Source organism: Streptomyces sp. NPDC050508 (genome assembly GCF_040655155.1).
In the GTDB taxonomy this organism is placed as follows: domain Bacteria; phylum Actinomycetota; class Actinomycetes; order Streptomycetales; family Streptomycetaceae; genus Streptomyces.
Map to the genome: position 1 here is coordinate 156,180 of NZ_JBFAJJ010000018.1, position 24,777 is coordinate 180,956.

At 69.7% G+C, this 24,777-nt stretch carries 24 protein-coding genes and 2 pseudogenes; 17 read left to right on the forward strand and 9 right to left on the reverse strand.

Going from position 1 to position 24,777, the window contains the following annotated elements:
- Positions 1-34: 34 nt before the first annotated feature.
- The 4 genes from AB0I69_RS38980 to AB0I69_RS38995 all read left to right on the forward strand — a co-directional run bounded on the left by AB0I69_RS38980 (position 35) and on the right by AB0I69_RS38995 (position 4,624).
- A complete protein-coding gene (locus AB0I69_RS38980; RefSeq protein ID WP_363100490.1) occupies positions 35-1,687 on the forward strand; it encodes a chitinase in 1,653 nt (550 codons plus the stop codon).
- Positions 1,688-1,824: 137 nt separating this feature from the next.
- A complete protein-coding gene (locus AB0I69_RS38985) occupies positions 1,825-3,366 on the forward strand; it encodes a glycoside hydrolase family 16 protein (protein ID WP_363100491.1) in 1,542 nt (513 codons plus the stop codon).
- Positions 3,367-3,695: 329 nt separating this feature from the next.
- Positions 3,696-4,265: a lamin tail domain-containing protein gene (locus AB0I69_RS38990; RefSeq protein ID WP_363100492.1), complete on the forward strand. Its 570-nt coding sequence runs from the start codon at positions 3,696-3,698 to the stop codon at positions 4,263-4,265.
- A gap of 131 nt (positions 4,266-4,396) precedes the next feature.
- Positions 4,397-4,624, forward strand: a complete 228-nt coding sequence (locus tag AB0I69_RS38995) for a hypothetical protein (protein WP_363100493.1) — start codon at positions 4,397-4,399, stop codon at positions 4,622-4,624.
- Positions 4,625-4,630: 6 nt separating this feature from the next.
- Here the strand turns inward: AB0I69_RS38995 and AB0I69_RS39000 are convergent, their stop codons facing one another.
- On the reverse strand, positions 4,631-5,263 hold the full coding sequence (locus AB0I69_RS39000; RefSeq protein WP_363100494.1) for a TetR family transcriptional regulator: 633 nt from the start codon (positions 5,261-5,263) through the stop codon (positions 4,631-4,633).
- 213 nt (positions 5,264-5,476) lie between these two features.
- Between AB0I69_RS39000 and AB0I69_RS39005 the strand changes: the two genes are divergently transcribed.
- The 3 genes from AB0I69_RS39005 to AB0I69_RS39015 all read left to right on the forward strand — a co-directional run bounded on the left by AB0I69_RS39005 (position 5,477) and on the right by AB0I69_RS39015 (position 8,066).
- The gene (locus tag AB0I69_RS39005) at positions 5,477-6,112 is read left to right on the forward strand and encodes a nuclear transport factor 2 family protein (protein ID WP_363100495.1); all 636 of its coding nucleotides are present in this window, start codon (positions 5,477-5,479) and stop codon (positions 6,110-6,112) included.
- Positions 6,113-6,195: 83 nt separating this feature from the next.
- A complete protein-coding gene (locus tag AB0I69_RS39010) occupies positions 6,196-7,110 on the forward strand; it encodes an aldo/keto reductase (protein WP_363100496.1) in 915 nt (304 codons plus the stop codon).
- Positions 7,111-7,133: 23 nt separating this feature from the next.
- Positions 7,134-8,066 (forward strand): LLM class F420-dependent oxidoreductase, encoded by a 933-nt coding sequence (locus AB0I69_RS39015; protein WP_363100497.1) that lies wholly within the window; start codon positions 7,134-7,136, stop codon positions 8,064-8,066.
- A gap of 52 nt (positions 8,067-8,118) precedes the next feature.
- Here AB0I69_RS39015 and AB0I69_RS39020 read toward each other — a convergent pair whose 3' ends face one another.
- The 6 genes from AB0I69_RS39020 to AB0I69_RS39045 all read right to left on the reverse strand — a co-directional run bounded on the left by AB0I69_RS39020 (position 8,119) and on the right by AB0I69_RS39045 (position 11,984).
- Complete coding sequence (locus AB0I69_RS39020; RefSeq protein WP_363100498.1) at positions 8,119-8,769, reverse strand: DUF3105 domain-containing protein; 651 nt, start codon at positions 8,767-8,769, stop codon at positions 8,119-8,121.
- Positions 8,770-8,867: 98 nt separating this feature from the next.
- The gene (locus tag AB0I69_RS39025) at positions 8,868-9,302 is read right to left on the reverse strand and encodes a hypothetical protein (protein ID WP_363100499.1); all 435 of its coding nucleotides are present in this window, start codon (positions 9,300-9,302) and stop codon (positions 8,868-8,870) included.
- A gap of 53 nt (positions 9,303-9,355) precedes the next feature.
- Positions 9,356-11,296, reverse strand: coding sequence for a copper resistance protein CopC (locus tag AB0I69_RS39030; RefSeq protein WP_363100500.1), 1,941 nt, complete (start codon positions 11,294-11,296; stop codon positions 9,356-9,358).
- Entirely contained in the window at positions 11,293-11,526 is a 234-nt protein-coding gene (locus AB0I69_RS39035) for a hypothetical protein (RefSeq protein WP_363100501.1), read from the reverse strand. Before AB0I69_RS39035 ends, AB0I69_RS39030 begins: the two co-directional genes overlap by 4 nt.
- Complete coding sequence (locus tag AB0I69_RS39040; RefSeq protein WP_363100502.1) at positions 11,523-11,717, reverse strand: hypothetical protein; 195 nt, start codon at positions 11,715-11,717, stop codon at positions 11,523-11,525. Before AB0I69_RS39040 ends, AB0I69_RS39035 begins: the two co-directional genes overlap by 4 nt.
- A 15-nt stretch (positions 11,718-11,732) precedes the next feature.
- A complete protein-coding gene (locus tag AB0I69_RS39045; protein WP_363100503.1) occupies positions 11,733-11,984 on the reverse strand; it encodes a glutaredoxin domain-containing protein in 252 nt (83 codons plus the stop codon).
- Between the two features lie 70 nt (positions 11,985-12,054).
- On the opposite strand from AB0I69_RS39045, the gene AB0I69_RS39050 reads away from it, so the two are divergent.
- The 3 genes from AB0I69_RS39050 (at position 12,055) to AB0I69_RS39060 (ending at position 13,417) form a co-directional block, all read left to right on the forward strand.
- Positions 12,055-12,312, forward strand: a complete 258-nt coding sequence (locus AB0I69_RS39050; RefSeq protein WP_363100524.1) for a MerR family DNA-binding protein — start codon at positions 12,055-12,057, stop codon at positions 12,310-12,312.
- Positions 12,313-12,380: 68 nt separating this feature from the next.
- Entirely contained in the window at positions 12,381-12,716 is a 336-nt protein-coding gene (locus AB0I69_RS39055) for a metalloregulator ArsR/SmtB family transcription factor (RefSeq protein WP_363100504.1), read from the forward strand.
- 2 nt (positions 12,717-12,718) lie between these two features.
- A complete protein-coding gene (locus tag AB0I69_RS39060) occupies positions 12,719-13,417 on the forward strand; it encodes a cation transporter (RefSeq protein WP_363100505.1) in 699 nt (232 codons plus the stop codon).
- Positions 13,418-14,625: 1,208 nt separating this feature from the next.
- Here the strand turns inward: AB0I69_RS39060 and AB0I69_RS39065 are convergent.
- Positions 14,626-16,104, reverse strand: a complete 1,479-nt coding sequence (locus AB0I69_RS39065; RefSeq protein ID WP_363100506.1) for an NB-ARC domain-containing protein — start codon at positions 16,102-16,104, stop codon at positions 14,626-14,628.
- Between the two features lie 253 nt (positions 16,105-16,357).
- Here AB0I69_RS39065 and AB0I69_RS39070 point away from each other — a divergent pair, with 253 nt between their 5' ends.
- The 5 genes and pseudogenes from AB0I69_RS39070 to AB0I69_RS39090 all read left to right on the forward strand — a co-directional run.
- Positions 16,358-16,768, forward strand: coding sequence for an OsmC family protein (locus AB0I69_RS39070; protein WP_363100507.1), 411 nt, complete (start codon positions 16,358-16,360; stop codon positions 16,766-16,768).
- Positions 16,769-16,801: 33 nt separating this feature from the next.
- A complete protein-coding gene (locus AB0I69_RS39075) occupies positions 16,802-18,805 on the forward strand; it encodes an FAD/NAD(P)-binding protein (RefSeq protein ID WP_363100525.1) in 2,004 nt (667 codons plus the stop codon).
- Positions 18,805-20,457 (forward strand): histidine phosphatase family protein, encoded by a 1,653-nt coding sequence (locus AB0I69_RS39080; RefSeq protein ID WP_363100508.1) that lies wholly within the window; start codon positions 18,805-18,807, stop codon positions 20,455-20,457. Before AB0I69_RS39075 ends, AB0I69_RS39080 begins: the two co-directional genes overlap by 1 nt.
- Positions 20,458-20,474: 17 nt before the next feature.
- Positions 20,475-21,824: a cation:proton antiporter gene (locus AB0I69_RS39085; protein ID WP_363100509.1), complete on the forward strand. Its 1,350-nt coding sequence runs from the start codon at positions 20,475-20,477 to the stop codon at positions 21,822-21,824.
- Between the two features lie 91 nt (positions 21,825-21,915).
- A pseudogene (locus tag AB0I69_RS39090) lies at positions 21,916-22,182 on the forward strand (hypothetical protein); the annotation flags it as partial.
- Positions 22,183-22,300: 118 nt separating this feature from the next.
- Here the strand turns inward: AB0I69_RS39090 and AB0I69_RS39095 are convergent.
- Positions 22,301-22,903 (reverse strand): TetR/AcrR family transcriptional regulator, encoded by a 603-nt coding sequence (locus AB0I69_RS39095; RefSeq protein ID WP_363100510.1) that lies wholly within the window; start codon positions 22,901-22,903, stop codon positions 22,301-22,303.
- Between the two features lie 455 nt (positions 22,904-23,358).
- Between AB0I69_RS39095 and AB0I69_RS39100 the strand changes: the two genes are divergently transcribed.
- Both AB0I69_RS39100 and AB0I69_RS39105 read left to right on the forward strand, forming a co-directional pair.
- Positions 23,359-24,009, forward strand: a complete 651-nt coding sequence (locus AB0I69_RS39100; RefSeq protein ID WP_363100511.1) for a peroxiredoxin-like family protein — start codon at positions 23,359-23,361, stop codon at positions 24,007-24,009.
- 7 nt (positions 24,010-24,016) lie between these two features.
- A pseudogene (locus AB0I69_RS39105) lies at positions 24,017-24,759 on the forward strand (IS630 family transposase); the annotation flags it as partial.
- Positions 24,760-24,777 lie beyond the last annotated feature (18 nt).

Consider the following 24,777-nt stretch of genomic DNA (forward strand, 5'->3'; position numbering starts at 1 on the left):
TCGATTCACCCCCCGTCCCCCGTGGAGGTCGCACATGCGCACCCGATCGAGATCCCGTTCCCGTTCCCTCTCCCGTTCCGTCCTCTCCACCGCCCTGCTGACCGGAGCCCTCGCGGCGGCCGGCCTCACCTCGGCGGCGGCACCCGCGTCGGCGGCCTCCGCCCCGAACGCCTGGCCCGCTCACGTCTTCGCCCCGTTCGCGGACACGTGGTCGGGAAACGTTTCCCTCACCGACGTGGCCAACAACTACGGCACCAAGTTCTTCACGATCGCCTTCGTCGACGGCCCCGGCTGCAACTGGCAGATCGGCGAACAGGCCTCCCTCCAGTCGCAGATCGACGCCCTGCGCGCCCAAGGCGGCGACGTCTCCGTCTCGTTCGGCGGCTACGGCGCCGACACCGCACTCACCGAGATCGGCGACTCCTGCTCCAGCCCGGAGGCGGCGGCAGCGCAGATCGAGAACGTCATCACCACGTTCAACCTCTCGCACGTCGACTTCGACATCGAATCGGCGTCGCTCACCAACTCGTCCGGCATCGACCGCCGCGACAAAGCCCTTGCCCAGGTGCGCACTTGGGCCGCGAACAACGGCCGTTCCCTGTCGGTCTCGTTCACGCTCCCGGCCCTCCCCAGCGGCCTCTCGGGCGACGGACTGAACGTCCTCAACAACGCGCGCTCCAACGGCTTCACCCCGGACGTCGTCAACCTGATGACCATGGACTACGGCTCCTCGGGCACCGACATGGGCAGCGCGGCCAACCAGTCCGTGGACGCCGCGGCGAGCCAGGTCGCGAGCGCGTTCGGCATCTCCACGTCCGCCGCGTACGCCAAGCTCGGCAACACCCCGATGATCGGCCAGAACGACAGCGCCGGCGAGATCTTCACCCTCGACAACGCCCGCAGCGTGGAAGCCTTCGACGCTTCCCGGGGCATCGCCCTGACGTCGTACTGGTCGCAGAACCGCGACAACGGCGGCTGCCCCGGCCAGACTTCGGCCTCCGGCACGTGCAGCGGCGTCAGCCAGAACACCGGTGACTTCGCGCGGATCTTCCAGCCGTTCACCTCCGGCAGCAGTAGTGGCGGTGGCGGTACCGGCTCCACCGCGCAGGCCCTGCCCGGGACTTGGGCCCAGTGCGCGAGCGAGAACGGCACCTGCGCGGTCAGCGGGACGACGGCCGTGGCCTACGGTGCGAGCGGCCATTTCAACTACGCGACGGAGACCGGCTCCACGCCCTGCACCAACGCGGTCTTCGGTGACCCGATCTCCGGCACCGCCAAGTCCTGCTACGGCCAGAGCGCCCCACCCGCGACCAACGTCTGGACGTCCTGCGCCGCCGAGGGAGGGACCTGCGCCTTCTCCGGCGTGATGACGGTGGCCTACGGCGCCGGCAGCTCGTTCAACTACGCGACCCTGCCCGGCGGTGCGGCGTGCTCCAACACCGTGTTCGGTGACCCGGCCGCCGGCACCGCCAAGTCCTGCTATCTGATCGGCGCCCCGCCGTCCTTCGCCACGTGGACCAACTGCGCGGCAGAAGACGGCACTTGCACCTTCTCCGGCACCCACGAGGTGGCGTACGGCGCGGCCGGACGGTACGTCTACCGGTCCGTGTCCGGGTCCACCGGGTGCAGCAACACCGTCTTCGGTGACCCGGTGTCAGGTACCGCGAAGTCCTGCTACGTGCAGTAGCTGCACCCCTGAAGCCGATGTCGCTGTCGATGCCGATTCCGCTCGGTCGGCCGGTGGATTGAACGTTTCGATCGTTTCAATCCACCGGCCGCCGGGTTCTGCACGTTCCGCCAGATCCTCACATGGGAGGCCGGACGATGTTCAGATCGAAGTTCGGATTGAAGGACACCCACACCACCGGGCGCAGGGCACGGACGAGACGACTGGTCTGGCTGGCGACCCTGGCCCCGATGGTCGCCCTGCTCTACGGCACCACAACCACCCAGCCCGCCACGGCCGCCGCCCCCGGAGCCCCCTCCGGCTGGTCCACCGTCTTCAGCGACGACTTCAACGGGTCGGCGGGAGCGGCCCCTTCGTCGGCCAACTGGAAGTTCGACACCGGCCCGGGCGCCGGCTTCGGGACCGGCGAGATCGAGACGATGACCGACTCCACCGCCAACACCCACCTCGACGGCAACGGCAACCTGGACATCACCGCGCTGGGCTCCGGCAGTTCGTGGACCTCGGGCAGGATCCAGACCCCGACCGCGAACGTGGGCGCACCGGCCGGTGGCAAGCTCCAGGTCACCGCGTCCATCCAACAGCCCAGCCCTTCAAGCGGGTTGGGCTACTGGCCCGCGTTCTGGATGCTGGGCCCCGGCCAGTGGCCGGAGAACGGCGAGATCGACGTCATGGAGGACGTCAACGCCCTGTCCGACGTGGCCGGCACGATCCACTGCGGCACCTCCCCGGGCGGCCCCTGCAACGAGGGCACCGGAATCAGCAGCGGCCTGCGCGCCTGCTCCGGCTGCCAGAGCGGCTTCCACACGTACTCGATGATCCTCGACCGCACCGACACCGCGGCGGAGACGATCACGTTCTACCTGGACGGCAGCGCCTACTACTCGGTCTCCGAGGCCCAGGTGGGCACAGCCACCTGGCAGGCGGCCTTCGACCACAACCAGTCGATCATCCTGGACCTGGCCATGGGCGGCACCTTCCCCGACGCGGCATGCGGCTGCACGACGCCGTCCGGTTCGACGACCTCGGGCGGCACACTGAGCGTCGACTACGTGGCGGCGTACACCACAACGGGAAGCGCCACGGGCTCCACCACCCAAGCCCTGCCCGGCACTTGGACCCAGTGCGCCGCCGAGAACGGAACCTGCACGCTCAACGGCACCTCGGCAGTCGCCTTCGGCGCGAACGGCCGCTTCACCTACACGACAGCCACCGGCTCAACTCCCTGCACCACAGGCGTCTTCGGCGACCCGGCCTCCGGAGTGGTGAAGTCCTGCTACGCCGAAGCGGCACCCCCAGCGACAGACATCTGGTCCGCCTGCGCGTCCGAGAACAACACGTGCGCCTTCTCCGGCGTCATGACGGTGGCCTACGGCGCGAACGGCAGCTACCGCTACGCCACGCTGCCGGGCGGCACCCCGTGCACCAACGCGGTCTTCGGCGACCCGATCTCCGGCACGGCGAAGACCTGCTCAGTCGTATCGCCACCCCCGACCTTCGTGACCTGGACGACGTGCGCGGCGGAGAACGGCACCTGCTCCTTCTCCGGCACCCACGAGGTGGCGTACGGGGCCAACGGTCAGTACTTCTACGGGTCGTTCAGCGGCGGCACCCCCTGCACCAACGGGGTGTTCGGTGACCCGGCATCAGGAACGGCGAAGTACTGTTACTACCAGTAACAATGCGCAGGTGGGAGGCCCACCGTTATCCACTTTCGGGTGACGCTCCCGGCGGGACTGGGGTGGCGCACCGTGGCGATCGCGGAGCTCGGTCCAGTGCCCACAAGGCCCGTCCGCTCGCCAGGGCGTCAACCTGGTGCATCACGCGCATAAATGGACGCTACAGCCGACAGTCACGGAAATACGACCGACTCGTAACACGATTCACGTATCGCTCATATCTCGTCCGCCCGGTGGAGAAGGTGTGGGTGTGCGGCCAACAGGCCGCCACCCGCACACCGCACAACCCGGGATCCGGCCGTTGCCGTATCCGGGGAAGTGCCCGCACCATGCTGGGGGAACCCGTGACCTCTTCACCTTCCGTGTCCGTCCGCCGTCTGGCCGCAGCCGCTCTGGCCGCCGGCGCTCTCGTCGGCGCGGCGGCACTGCCGGCGACCGCTGCCGACCACCACGCGGTCCGGGCGAACGTGGAGATCAGCCGCGTGCAGTACGACTCTCCGGGACCGGAGGACCGCTCCGCCCGTTCGCTGAACAACGAGTGGGTGGAGATCACCAACCACGGCCGCCGCGGCGTCAACCTCGACGGCTGGAAGCTGTCGAACAAGGACGGCAAGACCTACACCTTCCACCACTACCGCCTCGACGGCCACGCCACCGTCCGCGTCCACACCGGAATGGGCCGCGACAGCGGCAACGACGTCTACCAGGACAGCCGTGACTACGTGTGGGACAACCGCTCCGACACCGCCACCCTGCGCAACGACCACCGACGCCTCGTCGACGACAAGTCCTGGGGTGAGCACCGCGGTGGCGGCCACGGCGGCGGGCACAACGGCGGCGGTCACAACGGTGGTGGCGGTCACGAGGGCGGCGGCCACGGTGGTGGCGGCCACCACTGACCACCCGCACCATGACGTCCGAGCAGTGACGTGACACCCGTGGCGCGCTTCCCCATCCAGGGGCGGCGCGCCGCGGGCGCGTGTGGGTAGCCTCGTTCCCAACACAGGGCAGGGACGGGGGAGTTCACGCGATGGCGAAGAAACCGGTACGGGCGGCACTGGGGGATGTCTGGCTCAAGTGCCAGGTCTGCCAAGGGGATCTGTTCCGAGAGCGGGATGTCCTGCTCAACAGCACCGGCATGGAGTTCATGAAGCTGGCCTGGGCCGACGAGAACGCCACCGGCCTGATCTGCTGGCGCTGCGGCTACGTCCACCTCTTCGTCAACAAGGACATCAAGCTGTACCGGGCGGACAAGTAGCGCACACTACGAACCCTGGTCCCCGCGGAACGCCCCGGCCACCACGGGGACCAGCTGCCGCTCGATCTGCTCGGCGGACATGGCGGCCAGCTCCGTGCCGATGGGTGCCAGCGCGAGCCAGTTCAGCAGGCCGGCCGCGCAGCGCGTACGGAAGATCAGCTCCTCCTCGTCGACTCCGGGAATGTTCGGCTTCAGCACCCGGAGGGCGTCCCGGCGACTCTTGTCGAACTTGCCGGTCAGCCGCTCCCATCCCTGGGGCGGTTCGATGCCGACGCGCGCCACGGTGCGCATCACGGCGAGCTCTTGTCCGCCGGCCGCGAGTGCGCGCATCATCGGCCCGGCGAACGCTGCCGCCACTTCATGGAGTGTCGCAGTGGGGGCGAGGGAGTCGAGAGCCGCCATCTGCGCGTCCAGATACTGTTCCAGCGCGTGCTCGATCGCCGCGTCGCACAGTGCCTTCAGTGACCCGAAGTGGTAGCTCACCGCGGCGACGTTGGCTCCGGCGCGGTCCGTGATCTCGCGGAGTGTCACGCCCTCCTGGCCCCGTTGCGCGAGCAGCTCCAGGGCGGCCGACTGCAGGCCGTCCCGTGTGCGTTGGCCGGCTTCTCGGCGCAGGTCCGTCTTTTTCGCCTGTATCACATCATGTACTCAATCAGTTGATTGACTTCATTGTCAAGCGGTTGCTTGCAGGTCGAGGTGCCCCTGCGGTCGAGGAGGCAAACAATTCAAACAGTGGCTTGACAGGTTGGCGCCGCCGTTCATAAAGTCAAGCCATCGCTTGATTTACTAAGAGCGCACGGGAGGCCGCCCGACGGCTCTCGGACCTCGTGAACGAACCTGGAGAAATACGACATGAAGCTGCTCAGCCGGAAGTCGATCACCGCCGCCACCGCAGTAGCTGTCCTGGGCGGTCTTTCCATCGCCGCGGTGCCGTCACAGGCCGCGAGCCCCGCCCACCACAAGGCGACGGCCGCCCCGACCCTGACCGCACGCCAACTGGCGAAGCTGCCGCTCACCGACCGGCACCTGACCAAGCACGAGAAGGCCAACCTCGCGATCGTCCTGCGCGACTACTACGTCGCGGAGGGCAGCCACATCGACGTCCCGACGTTCGTCAACAGCTTCACCAAGGACGGCGTCTTCAACGACATGGTCCCCGGCGTGGCCTATCGGGGTAAGGCGCTCGGCACCGTCCTGCCCTACATGAAGAGCCTCTTCTCCAACGTTCACCGTGACCTCAAGCGCATCACCGTGAACGGCGACACCGTCAGCATCGAGCTGTCGATCGACGGCACGTTCGACGGGCAGCTCCAGACGCCGGCGGGCGTCCTCAAGGGGAACGGCAACAAGGTCGCCGCGCCGACCGCCGACTTCTGGTACCTGAAGAACGGCAAGGTCACGACGTTCAACTGCTTCGTCGGCTACTCGAAGATGTACTCCGACATGGGCGTGAACTTCGACTGGGCCTCGGCGGTCAACAAGCACTGAACCGTCCCCGGCGGGTGAGGTGCGGGCACCACCAGCCGCACCTCACCCGCCGCTTTCTGCCGCAAGGAGATGAGGAGACGCTGATGACCGGTACACATGATCGTGAGCTGACCGCTGAGGTGAGGATTCCCCTCGTCGGTTTCGGGACGTATCTCATCCCGGACGAAGAGGCCGCGTCCGCCGTGGAGAACTCCCTGGCCGCGGGGTACCGACACATCGATACGGCCGAGATCTACGACAACGAGCGCGGCGTCGGCGAAGGACTGCGGCGCGGTATGCGGCAGGCAGGCCTCGAACGCGGCGACGTGTTCGTGACGACCAAGCTGTGGCCGCTGACCCAGGACCGCAACAAGACGGGCGAGGAGACCCTGCGGTCCCTCGACGAGAGTCTCGACCGGCTGGGTCTGGCACAGGTCGACCTGTACCTCGTCCACGCCACGTTCGGGCGCGAGCAGCGACTGGAACAGTGGCAGGCACTGGTCGAGGCCCACAAGAGTGGCAAGGCGCGTGCGATCGGCGTCTCGAACTTCAACGCCGCTCACATCGACGAGCTGGTCGAGGCGGGACTTCCCGTTCCGCACGCCGACCAGATCGAACTGCACCCCTGGTCCCAAAAGCCGGAACTGGTCGCCTACTTGAACCAGCAGGGCATCACGCCCATCGCCTACAGCAGCCTGGTCCCGCTGTCGACCTGGCGTACCGCGCCGGGCCACCTGAGCGGAAAGACGCGGGAGATGCGCGCCGAAGGAGAACGCTCCGATGCTCCCTTCAAGAAGCTGGCGCAGAAATACGGCGTGACCGAGGCGCAGTTCCTCCTGGCCTGGGGCGTGCGGAACGGCTGGCCGGTGCTCCCCAAAAGCACCGACCCGGCGCGCATGCGCGAGAACCTGGACGTTCTCTCCTTCCGTATCGACGACGCCGACATGGACGACATCCGCCGTATGGACCGCGGAACAGGGCTCGCCTGGGGCGAAGTGGACCCCACCACACACGGCTGACGAACAAAGAGGAGCGCACCGGCATGACGATCCGGCTCGGAACCGGTCTCCCGCAGAATCGGCAGTACAACCTCGGCAAGGACGTGCCCGACGTGGCACGCGCCGCGGAAGCGATCGGATACGACAGCCTCTGGGTGTACGAACGCGCCCTGTTCCCGGACCCCCAGACCCAGCCGCTCTACGGCGTCCCGGGCCTGCCCTGGCCCGAGGCCTACCGGGGCGTGGCCGAGCCGCTCGTCACGCTGACCCTCGCGGCGGCGGCCACCGAGCGGGCCGAACTGGGCACCGCAGTGCTGGTCGCCCCGCTGCACATCCCCTTCCAACTGGCCAAGTCCCTGGCCTCGTTGGACGCGGCGAGCGGCGGCCGGGTGATCGCGGGCCTCGGCAGCGGCTGGTCCCTCGACGAGTACGCCGCCGCCGGGGTCCGCCCGTTCGCGGAACGCGGCAAGGTCATGGACGAGGTGTTCGAGGTGTGCCGGGCGGTGTGGGGCCCGGACCCGGTGGTCTACGCGGACGGCCGGATCACGAGGATCGCCTCGGCCGTCGTAGGCCCGAAGCCGGCCCGGCCGATCCCGATCCTGGTGCCGGCCAACACCCCACGGGCGATGCGCCGACTCGTCGACCAGGCCGACGGCTGGCTGCCGTACGCCGACGGCCCCGCCCAAGTGGCCGAGAGCTGGCGCCAGTTGCAGGACCTCGCCGCCGAGCGGGGCCGCACCCGGCCGCTGCGGACGGTGGTACGTGTGAACCCGGACTACACCCCCAAGCGGTACGAGGGCCCGGACCGCCAGCCCTTCCAGGGCGACGTCGAACAGATCGTCACCGACCTGATGGCCTACGCCGAGATCGGCCTCGACGAGTTCCTGGTCGACCTCTCGTGGGCCGCGCGGGACGCCCAGGAACTGAAGGACGTGGCCGCCGAGGTGTACACGGCGGCCCGCGCGGCCGGTTTCTGACAGGCCGCCCCGCCAGGGTCCGTCGCGGACCGCGCCGCGGCGGCCGTGTCCGTCACGACGCGGTCAGCCCGTTGGTGCAGGCCGCGCCCGGCTCCGGGGTCTGCGCGCCCTGCACGTACTTGGTGAGGAACTGCTCGACCCTGGGGTCGGACGCCTTGTTCACGCTGAGCTGGTGGCCCCAGGCGGACAGCATGATCGGCCCGGACTCCGTCCTGTCCGGGCTCATCAGCGTGTAGGGGGTCTTGGTGACCTTGTCGGCGAGGGTCTTGACGTCGGCGGCGCCGGCCTTGTCGTTGTACGTGACCCAGACCGCGCCGTGTTCGAGGGAGTGGACGGCGTTCTCGTTCGGGATGGCGTTGGTGTAGACGTTGCCGTTGCAGGTCATCCACGCCGGGGCGTGGTTGCCGCCGACGGGCGGGTTCATCGGGTACTTGACGGTGCCGGTCACGTGGGTGCGGCCGAGCTTCTTGGCGTCCCAGGTCTTCTCGCCGCGTATGGGCTTCTTCGCGGCGGCGGCCTTCTGGTCGCTCTTCTCGTTGGCGTTGTCGATGGCGTAGGCGCCCCAGCCGACCAGTCCGGCGATGATGACCGTGCTGATGGTGATGATCCGGTTGCGGCGATCACGGGCCTTCTCGGCGCGCCGCATCTCCTCTATGCGCGCCTTGCGGTCGGCGGCGGCCGTCTTCTTGCTGGTCTTGCTCATGGGTACGTCCTTGTCCCCGCCGCGCGGTGTCGTCGGGCGGCGGTGCGCGTGGGTGCAGGGGTGAGTGGATGGCGGTGCGCGTGCGCGCGGGCATCCCTCTAGATCCGTTGCACCTGGAGGACGTGGAGATCGGGGGCACCCCGGGCGGGCGGGAGACCGGGGAAGTCGGCGGGGGCGTCCGGCCCGGGGAGGCTCCGCAGGCGGGGCAGGTTCACCGACAGCGGCCCGGCGGGCGTGGTGCGGACAGCCCGTACGCCGTGGGCGACCGGGGCGCAGCACACGTCACCGGCAGGACAGCCGGCCGGGTGCCCGATCGTCTGGGCGTGGTGTGTCGCCGAGGTGTCCGCCCGGACCGCCGTAGCGGACATGGCGGTCATGGGGACGGCCGGCGGGGCGTCGGCGGCGTGGGCCATGGAGCCCAGGCACATGACCAGCGCGGCGAACAGCACCGCCAGGGCAGGGCAGAGCGCCACGGTTCGCGTGGTCCGCCACGCGCCGTGGGCCCTGCTGTGCCGCTGCGGCCAGTTGCTCATCACGGTGATGCTAAGCGGTGCCTGTGAGCACGCTTTCGGCCGGGCCCGTGAGGTCAGTGGCCATGGTCGTCCTCGTCGGTCCCGGGGTAGACGAAGGTGCGGGTGACGAGGTGGTTGGGGGCCGTCAGGGTCTCGTGCAGGATGCGGCCGGTCTCGTCGAGGGTGAGGTCGAGCTGGGTGTGCTCGGCGGGGTAGGCGAGGGCGAGGCGGTGGTGGCCGTTCTCGTCGGGCAGGCGGGTGGTGACCGGGGCGGTGCCGCTGCCGTAGGGCTCGGCGGCGAGGAACTCCTTGCCGGTGATGGGGAGTTGCTTGAGGTCGCCGAGGCCGAGGGTGGTGTTGCTGGTGACCAGTTCGTGCAGGGTGAAGCGGGGGGCCTTCTTCATCGCGGCCACGGTCTCGCGCAGCAGAGTGGGATCGGGGCGGGACGGCCAGGTGATGGCCAGGCCCGCACGCCCGCCGGCCCACTCCTCGCCCGCCGACGCGGTCAGGGTGAGGTGGCTGGTGCCCTTGCGCCAGGTCAGCGGGGTGTAGAAGCAGCCGGTGCCGCAACCGCGCAGGCCCAGCCTTCGTTTGCTGCCGCGCGGATCGGCGAGGGTGGCGGTCAGGCCGTACGACAGCTTCGAGGCGTCGCCGGCCTGGGGCGCGGTCAGCTCGATGACGAGTTGGCCGGTGCCGGCGCGGGCGCTGATGCCGATCTCTCCGGCGCGGGTGCCGGCGGGGACGACCGGTCCGGTGGTAGGCGGCGCGAAGGACAGCGGGCGGTTGGCGTCGGCGGGTGCGCGCAGGACGGTGAGGGTGGCGGACAGGGCGAGGACGACAGCCAGGACGGAGGCTTCGACGCGAGCCGGGCGGTACGCGAGCCCGCCGGTCGTACGGCGCAGGCGTCCGCGCGCCGTGTAGGCGAGGGCGGCGACGAGCGCGACCGCGCCGGTCTTGGCGAGGAGGACCTGGCCGTAGGTCGTGGTGGCCAGGTCGTCGAGCGGGACCAGCAGCAGCGCGGCGATGACGCCGGAGGTGACGACGGCCGCGAACAGCCAGGCGGCGAGCCGGGCGTACGCGAGCATGAGGGTTCGGCAGGCGGCTCGCTCACCCCGCCAGGCCACCACCGTGCGCAGCACCTGCACCAGCGCGCCCACCCACAGGGCGGCGGCAGCGAGGTGGGCGAAGGTCAACACCGGCCCGGCGACGGCCTGTTCGGCCTGTGGATGCGCGCGCAGTGCCTCGGCGATCACGACGGCGGCGAGCGGTACGAGGGCCCAGACCCGGCGGCGTACGGCAACGACTACGGCCACGGCCGCCAGGGCGAAGCCCGCCACCTCGATCAGCGACAGCACGCCGGGGCGGGTGTCGACCGCGGACCGCAGGGAGCCGTCGCCGATCACCAGCGCGGTCAGTCCGAGCGCGGCGGCGCAGCCGACCAGGGCGGCGGGCAGGGCCCAGGAGCGCGGCCGTCGGGACGGGGTGTCGGGGACGCGGGCGGTGAGGCGGTTGAGCGCGGCTTCGCCGAGGAGCACGGCCAGGGCGGTGAACAGCAGCCAGCGCAGGATCGTGGTGGGGACGGGGTCCTTGGCGGTGGTGCTCTGGCCGGAGGCGAGGGCGACGGTGCGGGGGCCGATCGCGAAACGGTAGCTGCCGGTCATGATGTCGCCGTCCTGGGCGGTGGCCTGCCATTCGATCGTGTGGACGCCCTCGGCGAGCTTGCCGTGCACCGGGAAGGTGACCGTCCGCCCGCCGTGGCTCCGCGTCGGCCTGCCGAGCCCGGCCGTCGGTTCAAGGCGTACGGCCGAGCCGCTGACACCGACCGGCTGGTCGAAGACGAGGACCAGCGAGGCCGGAGAGTCCGCGACCGTGGCGTCCGCTGCCGGGCTGGTGAACAGCAGGGTGGCGTGCGCGGAGGCGGGAGCGCCGGTGCCCAGCAGGAGAGCCAGGACGAGCGAGACGAGCGTGAGCAGCGCGGCGGCGGGGCGTCGGAGGGTCGGTGCGAGGACGGTCACCGGTCGAGGATCTCCGGTCGGCGGGGGCGTACGGCGGGCGGGGTCGCATCGTTGCGCAGCTGCGGGAGCTGCTGGAACTCCTCGCGGGCGCGGCGCAGTTCCTCCTGCAACTCCGTGTCGGCAGCGGTCGTACAGCAGGAGCGGTTTCTGACCATCGGGCGGATGCAGCACCACCAGGTCAGGGCTGCGGCGAGAGCGGTTGCCGCGAGCGGGAGCCAGATGTCCGTCACGCCAAATGGTCCTGGACGTCGGTGTGTTCGGTGCGCAGGGCGTCGATCTCCTTGCGCAGGCGCAGCAGTTCCTGCTGGTCGGTGCTGGAGGCCGACTGGGCGCCGTGCCTGGGGCGCATCATGAGCCACATCATCAGGCCCATGCCGACCGGGCAGGCCAGTACGGGGAGGACGTAGAGCAGCTTGTCCATGGCGGGAACTCCTTGTCAGGTCTGCGGGATTCGGGCGAGTTCGCGGCGCAGGGCGCGCTCGGAGAGGCGTCCGTACGCGATGAGGCGGTCGTCGTGCAGGAGGCCGGGGGCGAACAACAACCGGTGCCGGGCGGCCAGTTGGCGGCCCTCGTCGGTGTCCAGGGACACCTCGGTGACCTCGACGTCCACGTCGGTCTCGGTCAGGAGCTTCTTCGCGCGGTCGCACCAGGCGCAGTCCGCCCGGGTGAGCAGGGTCAGCGCGATCACGACGATCGGACTCCGGCTCCGGCTTTGAGGTCGGCGAGGAGCAGAAGACGCGATCCCGCTTCTCTGCTTCATCCGCCGGGCCCAGGCGCTCGACCTCGGCCTGAAGAAGATCAAGGACATCCTCGACCTCCACCGCGGTGGCGAGCAGCCCTGCACGCTCGTCGTCGGCCTCCTCGACCAGCACCTGGAGGACATCGACCGCCGCATCACCGAGTTCCAGTCCCTGCGCACCACCCTTCGGCGGGCTCGGCAGACGGCTGACCAAGCGACCGAGCCGGGCGCGAGCCCCGCCGTCTGCCGAATCATCGAAGGCGCGACTCCTGACTGAGGCAGGTGCCACACAGCGGGCGTTGATCCATGATTTTCTGAATTCAGGAATTCTTGTATCGTCAGGGTGTGCTGACTCTTGCCACGGAGGTCGAGGTACTCGCCCGCTTCGGCCGTGCCCTCGCCGACCCCATCCGCTGCCGCCTGCTGCTCGCCCTGCGCGACGCGCCGGCCCACCCGTCCGATCTGGCCGACCGGTTGGGCATCTCGCGTACCCGGCTCTCCAACCACCTCGCCTGCCTGCGCGACTGCGGCCTGGTCGTCGCCGTCCCCGTCGGCCGCCGCACCCGCTACGAACTGGCCGACCCGCGCTTCGCCCACGCCCTGGACGACCTGCGCACCGCCGTCCTCGCGGTCGAGGCGGATCGCAACTGCCCCGACGCCGACGAGAAGGGCTGCTGCTGACGATGACCGCGATGTCCCTCGGCCCGTCCCCCGCCCGCCAAGACGCCCTCACCCGCCGCATACGCCTGCTGGTGGCCGCGACCATCACCTACAACGTGATCGAGGCGATCGTCGCGATCACGGCGGGCACGCTCGCCTCCTCCACCGCGCTGGTCGGATTCGGGCTGGACTCGGTCATCGAGGTCTCCTCTGCGGCGGCGGTCGCCTGGCAGTTCTCCGCGCGGGACCACGCGGCGCGCGAGGCCCGGGAGAGAACAACGCTCCGGATCATCGCGTTCTCGTTCTTTGCTCTCGCCTCCTACGTCACGGTGGATGCGGTACGGGCCCTTACCGGCACCGGCGAGGCGGAGCGCTCCGTCCCCGGGATCGTCCTCGCAGCGCTCTCCCTCGCTGTGATGCCGTTCTTGTCCGCTGCCCAGCGCCGCGCCGGGCGTGAGCTGGGATCCGCCTCGGCGGTCGCCGACTCCAAGCAGACCCTGCTGTGCACCTACCTCTCCGCCGTCCTGCTCGTCGGCCTCGTCGCCAACGCCGCTCTCGGCTGGGCGTGGGCCGACCCGATCGCGGGGCTCGTCATCGCGGTGGTGGCGGTGAAGGAGGGGCGGGACGCGTGGCGTGGTGACGGCTGCTGCGTGGCACCGGTCGTGAGTACTGCACAGACCGAGGATGCGTGCGGCTGCCAGGCAGGCTGCGCCTGCTGCTGACGTTCAGACGAACGTCGGTCCGCGCAGGGCATCGCGCACCACGCTTTCCAACTACGGGGGGTGGGGGTGAGGCGTGCGGTTATGCCCGTTCGCCTGCGCCCATCTCGGAACCGTGAAGGGTGCGTTCGATGTCGTGTCATGTCGTGTACACAGCCGAGCCGAGATCCACCTCCTGTCTCCCCTGGGCGGGTTCCGCATTGTTCGGAGCTGCTATGGGGTGCGTCGCCTGGTCCTTGGCCGTCTGGGCGCGCGCATACTGCGACGCGGGTTACGACGCGGGCGGACGCTTCGAACTCAACTTCCTGCTCCCTCTTGTCGTGGGAGCCGAAGCACTCATTGGGCTCGGGGCTCGGGCCATCGGCCGACGTGTGGTACTTCGCGCGCCAAAGGCGGTCCGCGTCTCGCTGCCGACGCTGCTGGTGGTTGTTGCGACGGTGTGGTTGGCATGGTGGTTCTTCGCGACCCGGGGGACCCTGGACGGCTATCCCGGCGACTCCGGCCTCTGCCCCGTGAGCAACGTTCCGCCATCGTGGCCTGACTGGATCCCCGTCTGATCAGCCACGCCTGATCATCGGTAGCCGGGACTTGCGGCCGCCCATCGATCAACTACCGGACGGGGGTAACTGCCGCGGCGACGGTGGTGTGTGCCGCGGGCTGTGTGCTGCTGTGGATTCCCGCGTGGCAGCGGGACTACGGCGGCCCGGGTGCCCGGGGGTCTGGCTCACGCCGCTCGCGGTGGGGCTCCTGTTGGCCGGGGCCTGGGTGTTCGGTGAGTACGTCCGTGCCCGGCGCGTTTACATGGCCGAGTTCGAGCGGCGGGCTGTGCTCGCCGCGTCGGAACGCGTCGCTCTGGCCCGGGTCCCTGTCGCCGAGGAGCGGGCGCGCATCGCCCGGGAGATCCACGATGTCCTCGCGCCCAAGAGGTCCTCACCTGCTTCGATGTCTATGCCCGCGTCCGTGGGGCGCGTGACAGTGTCCTTGCCGCCTCCCGTGTCTACCCGCGGGAGGAAGAACGCGCCTTCGACGAACTGCGGCAGGCCATCACACGGCTCCGCGCCACCTCCCGGCCCGGGTGACAACCAGACGGGGTTCCGGCTTCCTGCCCCTTCAGCCGTCGCCGGCGTCTGGGTCCTGGCAGGGGTGAGGCGGTCAGGGCTCGGTACCGGTCTGGATGGTGGTGTCGTGGGAGGTGACCCCGTGGAGACCCGTCAGGCTGCGAGTGCCCGACGCTTCGGCAGTCGGTCCTCGTCCGGTTCGGTGTGCTGCCAGGGCATGGGCAAGCGGGATCCATGGATGGTCCGGGCCCCGAGCCGCATGGAGGTACCGCGGCTGCGGCTGTGTTCCAGTAAGCGGCCCAGGGCCTGTCGGATGCGAGTTGCCGGTTCGTCGATGCAGATACGTTCTTCCGCATAGGCGTGGGTGAGGGGGTGAAGGCGGAAGCGGCCGGGGGCGGTTCGCTGGATCAGGTGTGCTGCCGTCAGGGTGGCGAGGTGACACTCGGCGGCGGTGGACGGTTCCCCGAGGAGCGCGGTGGCGGTGGCGCCGTCCAGATCCTGCGGCGGATGCAGCGTCAGCAGGCGCAGTAGCCGACGCGTACCCTTCGGCAGCCGTGCGTCGGAGGCGGCCAGCGCGGCTCGTACGCCGTCCTCCAGGGCCAGGGTGATCAGGGGTTCACGGTAGTAGTCGCCGAGCGCCCAGGCCGGATGGGCTCGCATGTGGCGGCCGATGGCTGACAGCGCCAGCGGAAGGTGCCCCAGCAGGTCCGCGATCTGTTGAACGGCCGGGATGTCCGGGTCGACGCGTTCGGCTCCCGCCGTGGCCCGCAGCAGCTCCAGGGAGTCGCCCGGATCGAGCAGCGGCACCGGCAGCCGGGTGGCTCCGCGGAGGCCGGTGAGGGCGCGTCGGCCGGTGATCAGCGTGCGGCATCCACGGATCCCGGGCAGGAGGGGCCGCAGTTGTTCCGTGCTCGCCGCGTCGTCCAGGACGATCAACGCGCCGGTTTCCGCCAGCAGTTGGCGGTAGAGAGCCGTTCGTGCGTCCAGCCCGTACGGGATGCGGTCTCCGGTGACGCCGAGCAGCCGCAGGAAGGTCTCCAGCACTGCCGTCGGATCGGCGGGCGGTCCCTGCGGTGCGGAGCCTCGCAGGTTCGCGAACAGGACGGGCACGTCAGTGCGTTCCTCGGCGAGATAACTGTGGGCGATGTGCAGGGCCAGCGACGTCTTGCCGACGCCCGCCATGCCTTCCAGCGCCAGTGCGGACACTTCTTCGCCGGCGTTCAGCAGAGCCTGCGCCCGGGCCATCAGGTCGACTCTGCCGACGAACGAAGGAAGCCCGGTGGGCAGCCGGTCGTAGGCGCTGACCCGTGCGGCGGCCTCGGCTTCGCCGAGCACCGTGCGAAGCGACTGCCGCCAGACGGAGACGACCGCCTCGTCGGCGCCGACCAGTGCCTGCACCACGGCCAGCAGCAGGTCGGAGTTGGGCCGGCGGCGGCCGACCTGGAAGCAGTTGCCCACCGTCGAACGGGCCGGCCATTCGCCGCGCGGCCGACCGGCGTGCTGCCAGTCCCGGTGGATGCGCCGCGTGATCTCGGTGATCGACGGGTTGTTCGCCCACGCCTTCAACAGCCTCAGTTCCACGATGAATTCGTCCATGGTGCGGGCTTTCCCCGGATCCAGTACGTGCGGCACGAACATCCTCCCCCATCGGACACGTGGGCCGAAAAACTTGGAACGCTTGTTTCAAGTTAGATGGAGTGGGGCTGCGACTGTCAAGCGCTGTTCCGCCTGTCGGCACCCGGCTACGGAGCGCATCCAGGATCGTCCACGATCCGTCCGGAAGTCCGAACTCCGTCCTGATGCTGAGGCCGTCCCGTTCACCGGCACCGCGGCAACTCCGGCCGGCCATCGTGTGCCCCGCTCCAGGACAGGAGTCCGTACCGCCATGTCTGACATCGGTGTGTCCCTTCGCCCCGTCGGCGGCAGCGTCGTCGTGGGCCAGGCCAGAGACCACACGGTCACCATCGACCGGCCCAAGGAGAAAGAAGGGACGGACGCCGGCCCCATGGGCGGCGAACTGCTGCTGCTGGCTCTCGGCGGCTGCTACGTGAGCACCTTCCTGGCCGCCCTGAGGGCCGAGGACCCGGAGGCCGATGCCTCCGAGGTCGGCTTCCAGGTCGACGGAACGCTCGTGAGCGCGCCGACCCGCTTCTCCGAGATCACGGTGCTGGTGTCCGCGCCCGCCGCCCTTGAGGACCTGATCTCCAAGCCCCTGCTCAAGGCCGAGCGAGGCTGCGTCGTCCACAACTCGATCCGCGACGCCGTGCCGGTCCGCTTCACCCACGAGTGGCGCTGACGCTTCCCCACCGAAGGAGACAAGACCGTGGAAATGCAGCACAGCACGATGCAGGACAGCACGATGCAGGACAGCGCCATGGACGGTGCGGCTCCCGGCGCTCGGCGCGTCACGATCATCGGCGCAGGGTTCTCCGGAACGCTCACCGCCATCCGGCTGCTCCATTTCGCCGATTCGCCCCTGGAGATATGCCTCATAGAGCGTGAGGAGGGATACCGCTACGGCGGACTCGCCTTCGGCCGGGCGGCCACCAACTGGGAGCACATGCTCAACATCCAGGCCGGCCGCATCACCCTGCGCCGCGAGCGCCCCGAGGACTTCCTGGAGTGGGCCAACGAGGAGGCCGACCGCTCCAGCTGGCCGCAGAAGTGGCAGTACCACAGCTTCGGCGTCGCCTGCGTCGTACCGCGGCGGATCTTCAGCCAGTACCTGGCCGAGCGGTTGCGGTCCGCTGTCGCGGACGCCCACTCCGAGGTCACCCTGCGCGAAATGGCCGGCGAGACCATCGACGTGCGCGCCGAAGGCGAGGGCTACGTGGTCAAGTACGTCGACGCCGACCCGCAGGGCGGGGTGCACGACCTGCCCTCCGACCAGGTGATTCTGGCGACCGGTCATCTCTCGCCGGTGCAGGCGCCGTTCTACCACCGGCTCAAGGGCTGCGACCGCTTCCTCGCGGACCCGTACGCCCCGGATGCCCAGGAGCGGTTCCAGGCCGTCGGCCCCGACGAGACGGTCCTGGTCACGGGATCCGCGCTCTCCGCCTTCGACGCGGTCGTCTCCCTCGTCCACGCGGGGCACCGGGGACAGATCCTGATCTGCTCGCGGGGCGGCCACATGCACGGCCTCTACCCCGTCGACCACGAGCACGACATCTGGCAGGCCCGCCGCCCGCCCTTCCTCGACGCGGAGAACCTCACCGCGGAGACGGTCGTGGAGGGGGTCGAGGCGGAGTACGCCCACCTGCGCGGCGAGCACGGTGTGGAGCCGGGCAGCGCGCTCGACGCCGTCTTCCCCGAGCGCGTCATGAAGGCGTGGGAGCCGTACGTCATCGAGCTGGTCTCCCGCATGGACCCGCGTGACGTCCGGATGCTCCTCGACCGGTACAAGAGCCTGATCGTCACCAACCGCACCAGCACGGTCCGGGAGATCGGCGGCATCGTCCGCAGCCGGATGCGCGGATTCAGCGGCGCCCCGAAGACCGTCACCGTCCTGTCCGCCGCCGTCCAGGACATGCGCCCCGTCGAGGACGGCACGAGGATCCGGGTCGTCTTCGCCGACCAGCCGGACATCGTCGTCGACCGGGTGGTCAACTGCCTGGGCAACAACACCGACTACGAGCGCACCGACCACCCCCTGTGGAACGGCCTGGTCAACGGCCACGGCTACGCGCAGCCGCAGACGAGGACCCACCGCGGCATCGAGGTCGGCACGCACGGACAGCTCGTTGGCGCCGACGGCGAGGTCGCGCGGAACCTCTTCTGCGTCGGCCCGATGCGCCAGGGCGACGAGACCACCCGCCGCGGCCGGCTGGGCGCGTTCGTGTTCAGCATCGGCACCCTGCGCAACCAGTGCTTCGACACGGCGATAGAGGTGCTGCGCGCCGTCAGGTCCGCGAACGACGAGGAGCGGATGGACATCCCCGACGGCATCCACCACTGCCTGGTCCGCAGCTGTGACTGGATCGTCGACGACCTCGCCCTCCCGGCCGGAAAGCCCGACGCGACCCGGCTGCGGGAGCGGCTGCTCGGCTACGCCCGTGCGACCGCGTACCCGAATGCCGTCAACTACCTGCAGGCGCAGGACCGCACCGAGCGCCGCAAGTACCGCGGCATCCTCGACGACGACCTGGCGCGGTTCGGTGCCGCCGTGTCCCGTGAGTTCGGGTTCGGCGCGCAGCAGGCCCGGCGCACGGTCTCCATGCTGACCACGCTGGTGGAGAAGCACGCCGTGCACAATCTGTGCGACATCACCAAGCTGGCGGGCTGGGACTCCCAGTACGGCGACCAGGTCAAGCACGCCCCGAAGAAGGACGCGTGATGACCGACCAGGACGAACAGGAGCTGCTCGGCGGACTGTTCATGGTCCGGCACGGCGAGTCCACCTGCAATTCGGTGCACCGCATCGCCGGACAGCGCGATGCCCCGCTGACGTTCCTGGGCCGGATCCAGGCCGAGAAGGTCGCGAAGAGCCACCGGGGCCGGCGCTTCGACCGCGTCTACGTCTCCCCGCTGACCCGCGCCCACGAGACCGCCGGCATCATCTTCGACCTCGATGAACTCGGCGAGGACGCCCCCGAGGTGGTTGTCGACGAACGCCTCATGGAGCGCGACTTCGGCAGCTACACGCTGGAGAGCAAGTCCATCCTGCAGCGCCGGCACGGCATCGCCGAGTACGAGCGGGCCATGAACGCCGACAGCCCGACCATGCACGGCGGCGAGACGTTCGCACAGTTCAAGGACCGCGTACACGCCTTCTACGAGCAGGAGTTGCTGCCCGCGCTGCGCCGCGGCGAAGTGGTCTGCGTGGTCTCGCACAAGTACGTCGTCGAGCTGATCTGCCGGTTCATCCTGGACCGGCCCGCCGACGAGTCGTACGACCTGCGCCTGCCCAACTCCCAGATGCTGCAGGGCGATCGGATCCACAGCTATGTGAAGAACGAGAACGCGACCATGAACATGGTCTACGACTGGGTCGTCGTCAACCATCCCGTGGTCTTCTGCGCCGGCCTGGCCGCCGGTCTTCTCGCCAACCTGGCGGGGTTGCGCGTGTCCACCTCGCCGTACCTGCTGCTTCTGCTGCTGGTGCTGGCCAGCGTCATCACCATGTGCCGCATCGAGCTGGAGAACGCGCGCACGTTCGTGACGGACCGCGGCACGCTCCGGTCCGTCGCCCTGCGCTACCTCGCCCTGCCGATCGCCTTCGCGGCCCTGCTGCGCTGGTGGGACGTGGGCAGTACGAGTACGGCGGCGATCGCCGCGGTGTTCCTCGCGACGCCGAGCTCGGTGGTGGCGATGACCGTCAGCCGCTGCCTCGGCGGAATGATCATGCCGACGTTCGCGCAGGTCCTGCTCTCCTCCCTGGCCGCCACCGTCTCGTTCTCGACCGTCCTGGCCCTGACCCTGCGCGAGGACGTCGCCCCGGCGGTCGCCATCAGCGCCGCCACCTCGACCGGCATCGTCACGGCGGCCTACGTCCTGGTCAAACGCCTGCGGGAACGCTCTCCCATCCGCACGGCCAAGTACGGCGAGCGCAACGGATATGTGGCCGTCCTGCTGCTCACCGCGTTCATCGTGCTGGTCTGCCTGAAGCTCGACCTGAACGGCTTCACCACCTACGCGCCGACCGCCGCGGGCATCGCCGTCGGCCTGCGCCTGGTCGCCGCACTCCTCAAGCGCCGCCGCCACGTCCAGACGCTCGACGACTACACCGCCATGACCTACCCGAACGTGTTCGTGGTGGTCATCATCGCGGCGCTCACCGGCAACACCCCCCTGGAACAGGTGGCGATCTGGACACTGCTGCCGATGTTCGTCCTGTCGTTCTTCGACAGCTGGTACGCCCGCTTCCTCGTCGTCGCCCCTGACGACGCGCGCTGGCCCGCGGTCCTCGGACTTCCCGCGCACGGCCCGGTACAGGGCCGCTCCGTCACCGAGGACCCCCATCCGCCCTCTGTCCCCGCACATTCCTGACGACCACGGGAGCTGTTGTGCACCACACGACCTTATTGGCCGCCACCACCGACAAGAACCTCGAACTCGTCCTCCACGTCCTGCCCGCGATCGTGGTCATCATGGCCGCCTCCGCCCTCTGCGGACGCCTCGCCCTTCTGGTGAGGCAGCCGCGGGTGCTCGGAGAGATGGTCGCCGGCGTCCTGCTCGGCCCCACCCTGTTCGGCGCGCTCTTCCCCACGGCGCAGAAGGCGGTCTTCACCCCCGAGGTGAAGCCCATGCTGTATGTGCTGAGCACCCTCGGCCTGACCCTCTTCATGTTCCTGGTCGGCGCCGGCCTCGAACACGGCGGCGGCAACGGCAAGAAGGACGCCAAGAACGCCGCGGTCCTCGCCGTCTCCGGCATCCTCCCGTCCCTCCTGCTCGGTGCCGGATCCGCCTACCTCCTCTACGACCGGCTCTCCCGCACCGATGTCAGCCACTTCGAGTTCGCCCTGTTCATCGGCGGCGCCCTGTCGATCACGGCCTTCCCGATGCTGGCCCGCATCCTCTACGAGCGGCACCTGCAGAACTCGCCGCTGGGCCGCATGACCCTGCTCGGGGCCTCCATCGACGACGCGGCCGCCTGGTGCTTCCTGGCCGTGCTGTCCGCCATGCACAGCGGAGCAGGCGCCCTGCACGTCCTGCGCACCATCGGGCTCACGGCACTGTTCGCCCTGGTCATGCTCACCGTCGTGGCCCGCCTGCTGCGGCCGATGGGCGCGCGGGTCGAACGCACCGGCCACTTCGGCTTCGACCAGATGTACCTCGTCGTCGCCATCGTCCTGCTGTCCGGCCTGTTCACCGACTACATCGGCATCTACTCCGTCTTCGGCGGCTTCCTCGCCGGACTCGCGATGCCACGCAACCCCGCCTTCCGCGAGGCCCTGCACAGCCGCATGATGGATCTCGTCTGCGTCCTGCTCCTGCCGATCTTCTTCGCCTTCTCCGGCCTCAACACCGAACTCGGCGGGATCGCCGGATGGGCCATGATCGGCCCGTTCGCGCTGATCCTCGCGGCGGGCTTCATCGGAAAGTACGTGGGCTGCGCGACCGCCATGCGCACGGTCGGCTTCTCCTGGCGCGAGTCCTGGGCGGTCGGCGGCCTGATGAACGCCCGCGGCCTGATGATCCTCATCTTCATCAACATCGGCCTCGCCCAGGGAATGATCACCAAGGACGTCTTCTCCATGCTGGTCCTGGTCGCGGTCATCACGACCGCCGGCGCCATGCCGCTGTACCGCTGGGCGCTGCCCGAACGGTTCGAACAGCAGATGTCCCCGCCCGCACCGGATCCCGCACCCACCTCAGGAGCGACCTCGCCCGAGGCCGAGCCCGCTCACGCCTGACCCATGACCGGCCGGACGCACAAGCGTCCGGCCGGCGCCCACGCGATTCCCGCCCGAAGCCCTTCGTCCCCGCACGGGAGCAGCCATGCCCGACAGCGAGCACAGTCTCGACGAATGAGGCCTGGGCGGACGGTCGTTCGGCACCTGGGTCACCTGGTTCCTGCTCGGCGGCGACCTCTACACGGCGTACACGTTCGTCGCCGTCCCCGCGGCGGTCTACGCGGCGGGCGCGGCCGGCTTCTTCGCGATGGCTGGCGGTGGCCTTCACCGGCATCCTGGCGACGACGTGGCGATCATCTACATCCCGATCAAGCTCGGCGGCTTCGACGACATCTTCAGCGCGGCGGGCGCCAAGTTCAAGGCGCCCGAGGGCATCCACGCCACGTCCTCGGAGAACTACGTGGCAGACGACGCGGCAGGAGCGAACCCGAAGGCGGTGCCCGTCCCTCGTCCGGGTAAGTCGCCTGCCCCCAACCTCAGTTGAGAGCCGCTCGGCCGGCGATCGAGTCCAGGGCGGTGGCCACCGTCTTCCGCAGCGTCGCTGCATCGGCGCCGGCACGGGAGCGCAGGTTGACCCCGTAGGCGACCAGCGCCAGCAGGTCGGCGGAGGCACCGGGATCGGAGCCGGGGGAGAGCTGTCCCTGGGCCCGGGCGGTGACGAGTGCCGCGTACATCGCGTCCCGCAGCTCCTGGTGATGCCGGTCCAGGACGGCACGTACGTCAGGATCGCTGTTCTCAGCCCCGGCGTGCGCGTTGGAGACCATGCACCCCCAGCGCGCGTACTCGCCCGAGCACCGTGCCTCGATCAGGCCGTCGAAGAACTCGGAGACGGCGGGCAACCCTCGCTCGTCCTCCGCCAGGCGCCGGAACATCGGCTGGGACCGCTGCTCCAGGTAACGGTGCAGCGCGGCGAGGTAGAGCTCCTGCTTGCCACCGAACGTCGAGTACAGGCTGGAGCGGTTGAGCCCGGTCGCGGTCACGACGTCCTGGATCCCGGTCGAGGCCACGCCCTGGCGCCAGAACAGCCGCACCACGGTCTCCAGAGTCGCGTCAGGATCGAAGTGCTTGATGTCCGGCATGTTTCACCCCGCCATCTTGAAATAAGGATTCCAAGATACTCCCCGTTCGCCGCGCCGCAAGGTGCTGACGGGTGCGGAGCGGGACAGGCCGCCCACCTGCGCAAGGGCGTCCAGCTTCGTCCACGATCCGCCCAGCCGCTGCTGTACGCCGCGACCATGCCCCTATGAATCGCATACCAGCCCTATGGGCAGCCGCCTACGGGTCCCATACGCCCTCACTCCGTCGTTTCCTGGCGCGACGCGCAGTCCGCCTCGCCGCCTTCGTCCGGGCTCTGGCGCTGACCGACCACCGCCCGTTCACCAGCCTCTGACCCACCGATGTCTCCGCACGGCTGGTGCGGGGTCACGCATGGCCTTATCTTGAAACAGTCATTCCAGGATTCGCGGTCGACGTCGACCCAAGTCCGACGTGCGTCCGGCCCCGCCCCAGTCACCAGCCAGGAGGAACAAGCGCCATGACCACCCTCAATGCCGAACTGCGCACCTTCTACGAAGCCCGCCAGCAGCAGATCCCCGCCGAGATCAGGGAGATCATGCAGCGGGCCGGCCAGGAACTCGCCGACACCGGCCAGGCCGACCGTGCCCTGGCCACCGGAGCACAGGCCCCGCGCTTCAGCCTCCCCACCGCGACCGGACGCACCCTGGCCCTGGACGACCTGCTCGCCGACGGCCCGGTCGTCCTGACCTTCTACCGCGGTGCCTGGTGCCCGTACTGCAACATCGCGTTGCGTTCCCTCCAGCAGCACCACGCCGACGTCACCGCACGCGGCGCCCGCCTGGTGGCCGTCTCCCCGCAGATCCCCGACGAGTCCCTCACCCTCGCCGAGAAGCACGGGCTCGCCTTCGACGTCCTCAGCGACATCGGCTCCGACACCGCCAAGCAGTACGGTCTCGCCTTCGACGTCCCCGACGACCTCGCCGCCGTGTACGACAAGCTCGGCTTCGACCTCCAGCGCGTCAACGACGGCCACCCGCGCACCCTCCCGCTGCCCGCCACCTACGTCATCGACCGTGCCGGTGTGATCCGCTGGGCCTTCGTCAACACCGACTACACAACCCGCGCCGAGCCCGCCGACATCCTCGCGGCCCTCGACGCACTGGACTGATCATCCCCTGGCCGAGTACACCGCGATCCCGGCAGCCGCAGGGCCGGGCAGCACCTGCCCGGTGCGCTGCCGGCGCGCGATGGTGCTGCCGGCCTCGGCTGGCGGGAACCAGGTGCCCATGACCGCTCAATCGGAGCGGGCCGACGAGGACACCGTGCGCGATGTCATCCACCGCTTCAACGAGAAGGCCGACCCTGGCCTGCCCGGGCCCTCAGCGGGCGGGAGGTCGTTCCCGTCAACTCGGCCCCGGCAACGAGGACTTCGTCATCCAGACACCCGCCACCGCCACCCGCCACCCGCCCCACCCCCCGCCGGCCCCTGCGCGATCTGGCCGCCTACCTGCGGAACGTCGAGTCACCGGACCCCGAGCGGGAGGTGAAGCCGGACAGCATCGAGGAGGTGCTGGACCGTTTCCCGGACCGGGTCGTCGCTTTCGACGAGTTCGGCCCGCTCGGGATCACGCCCACCTCCGGCGTCGGCCGGGCCGTGCGCAAACGACTCGCCCGTCCGCCGGCCACCTCTCACCGCACCCGCGGGGCGCGCCACTTCCGCGGCAGCTACCCGGTCGGCGACGGCCGCCTCCGGAGCGTAAACCGCAGCAAGCAGGGCGCCGGACCGCCGGCCGCGCCGCAGTCGATCCGCGCCGCCCGGCCCGACAGCGCCCCGATCTACGTGATCCTGGACAACCGGTCCGCTCACCAGGGCGCCGACATCCGGTGCCGGGCGAAGAAGAACGAAGCGGAGGTGTGCTGTCCCCCTGCCCCACAC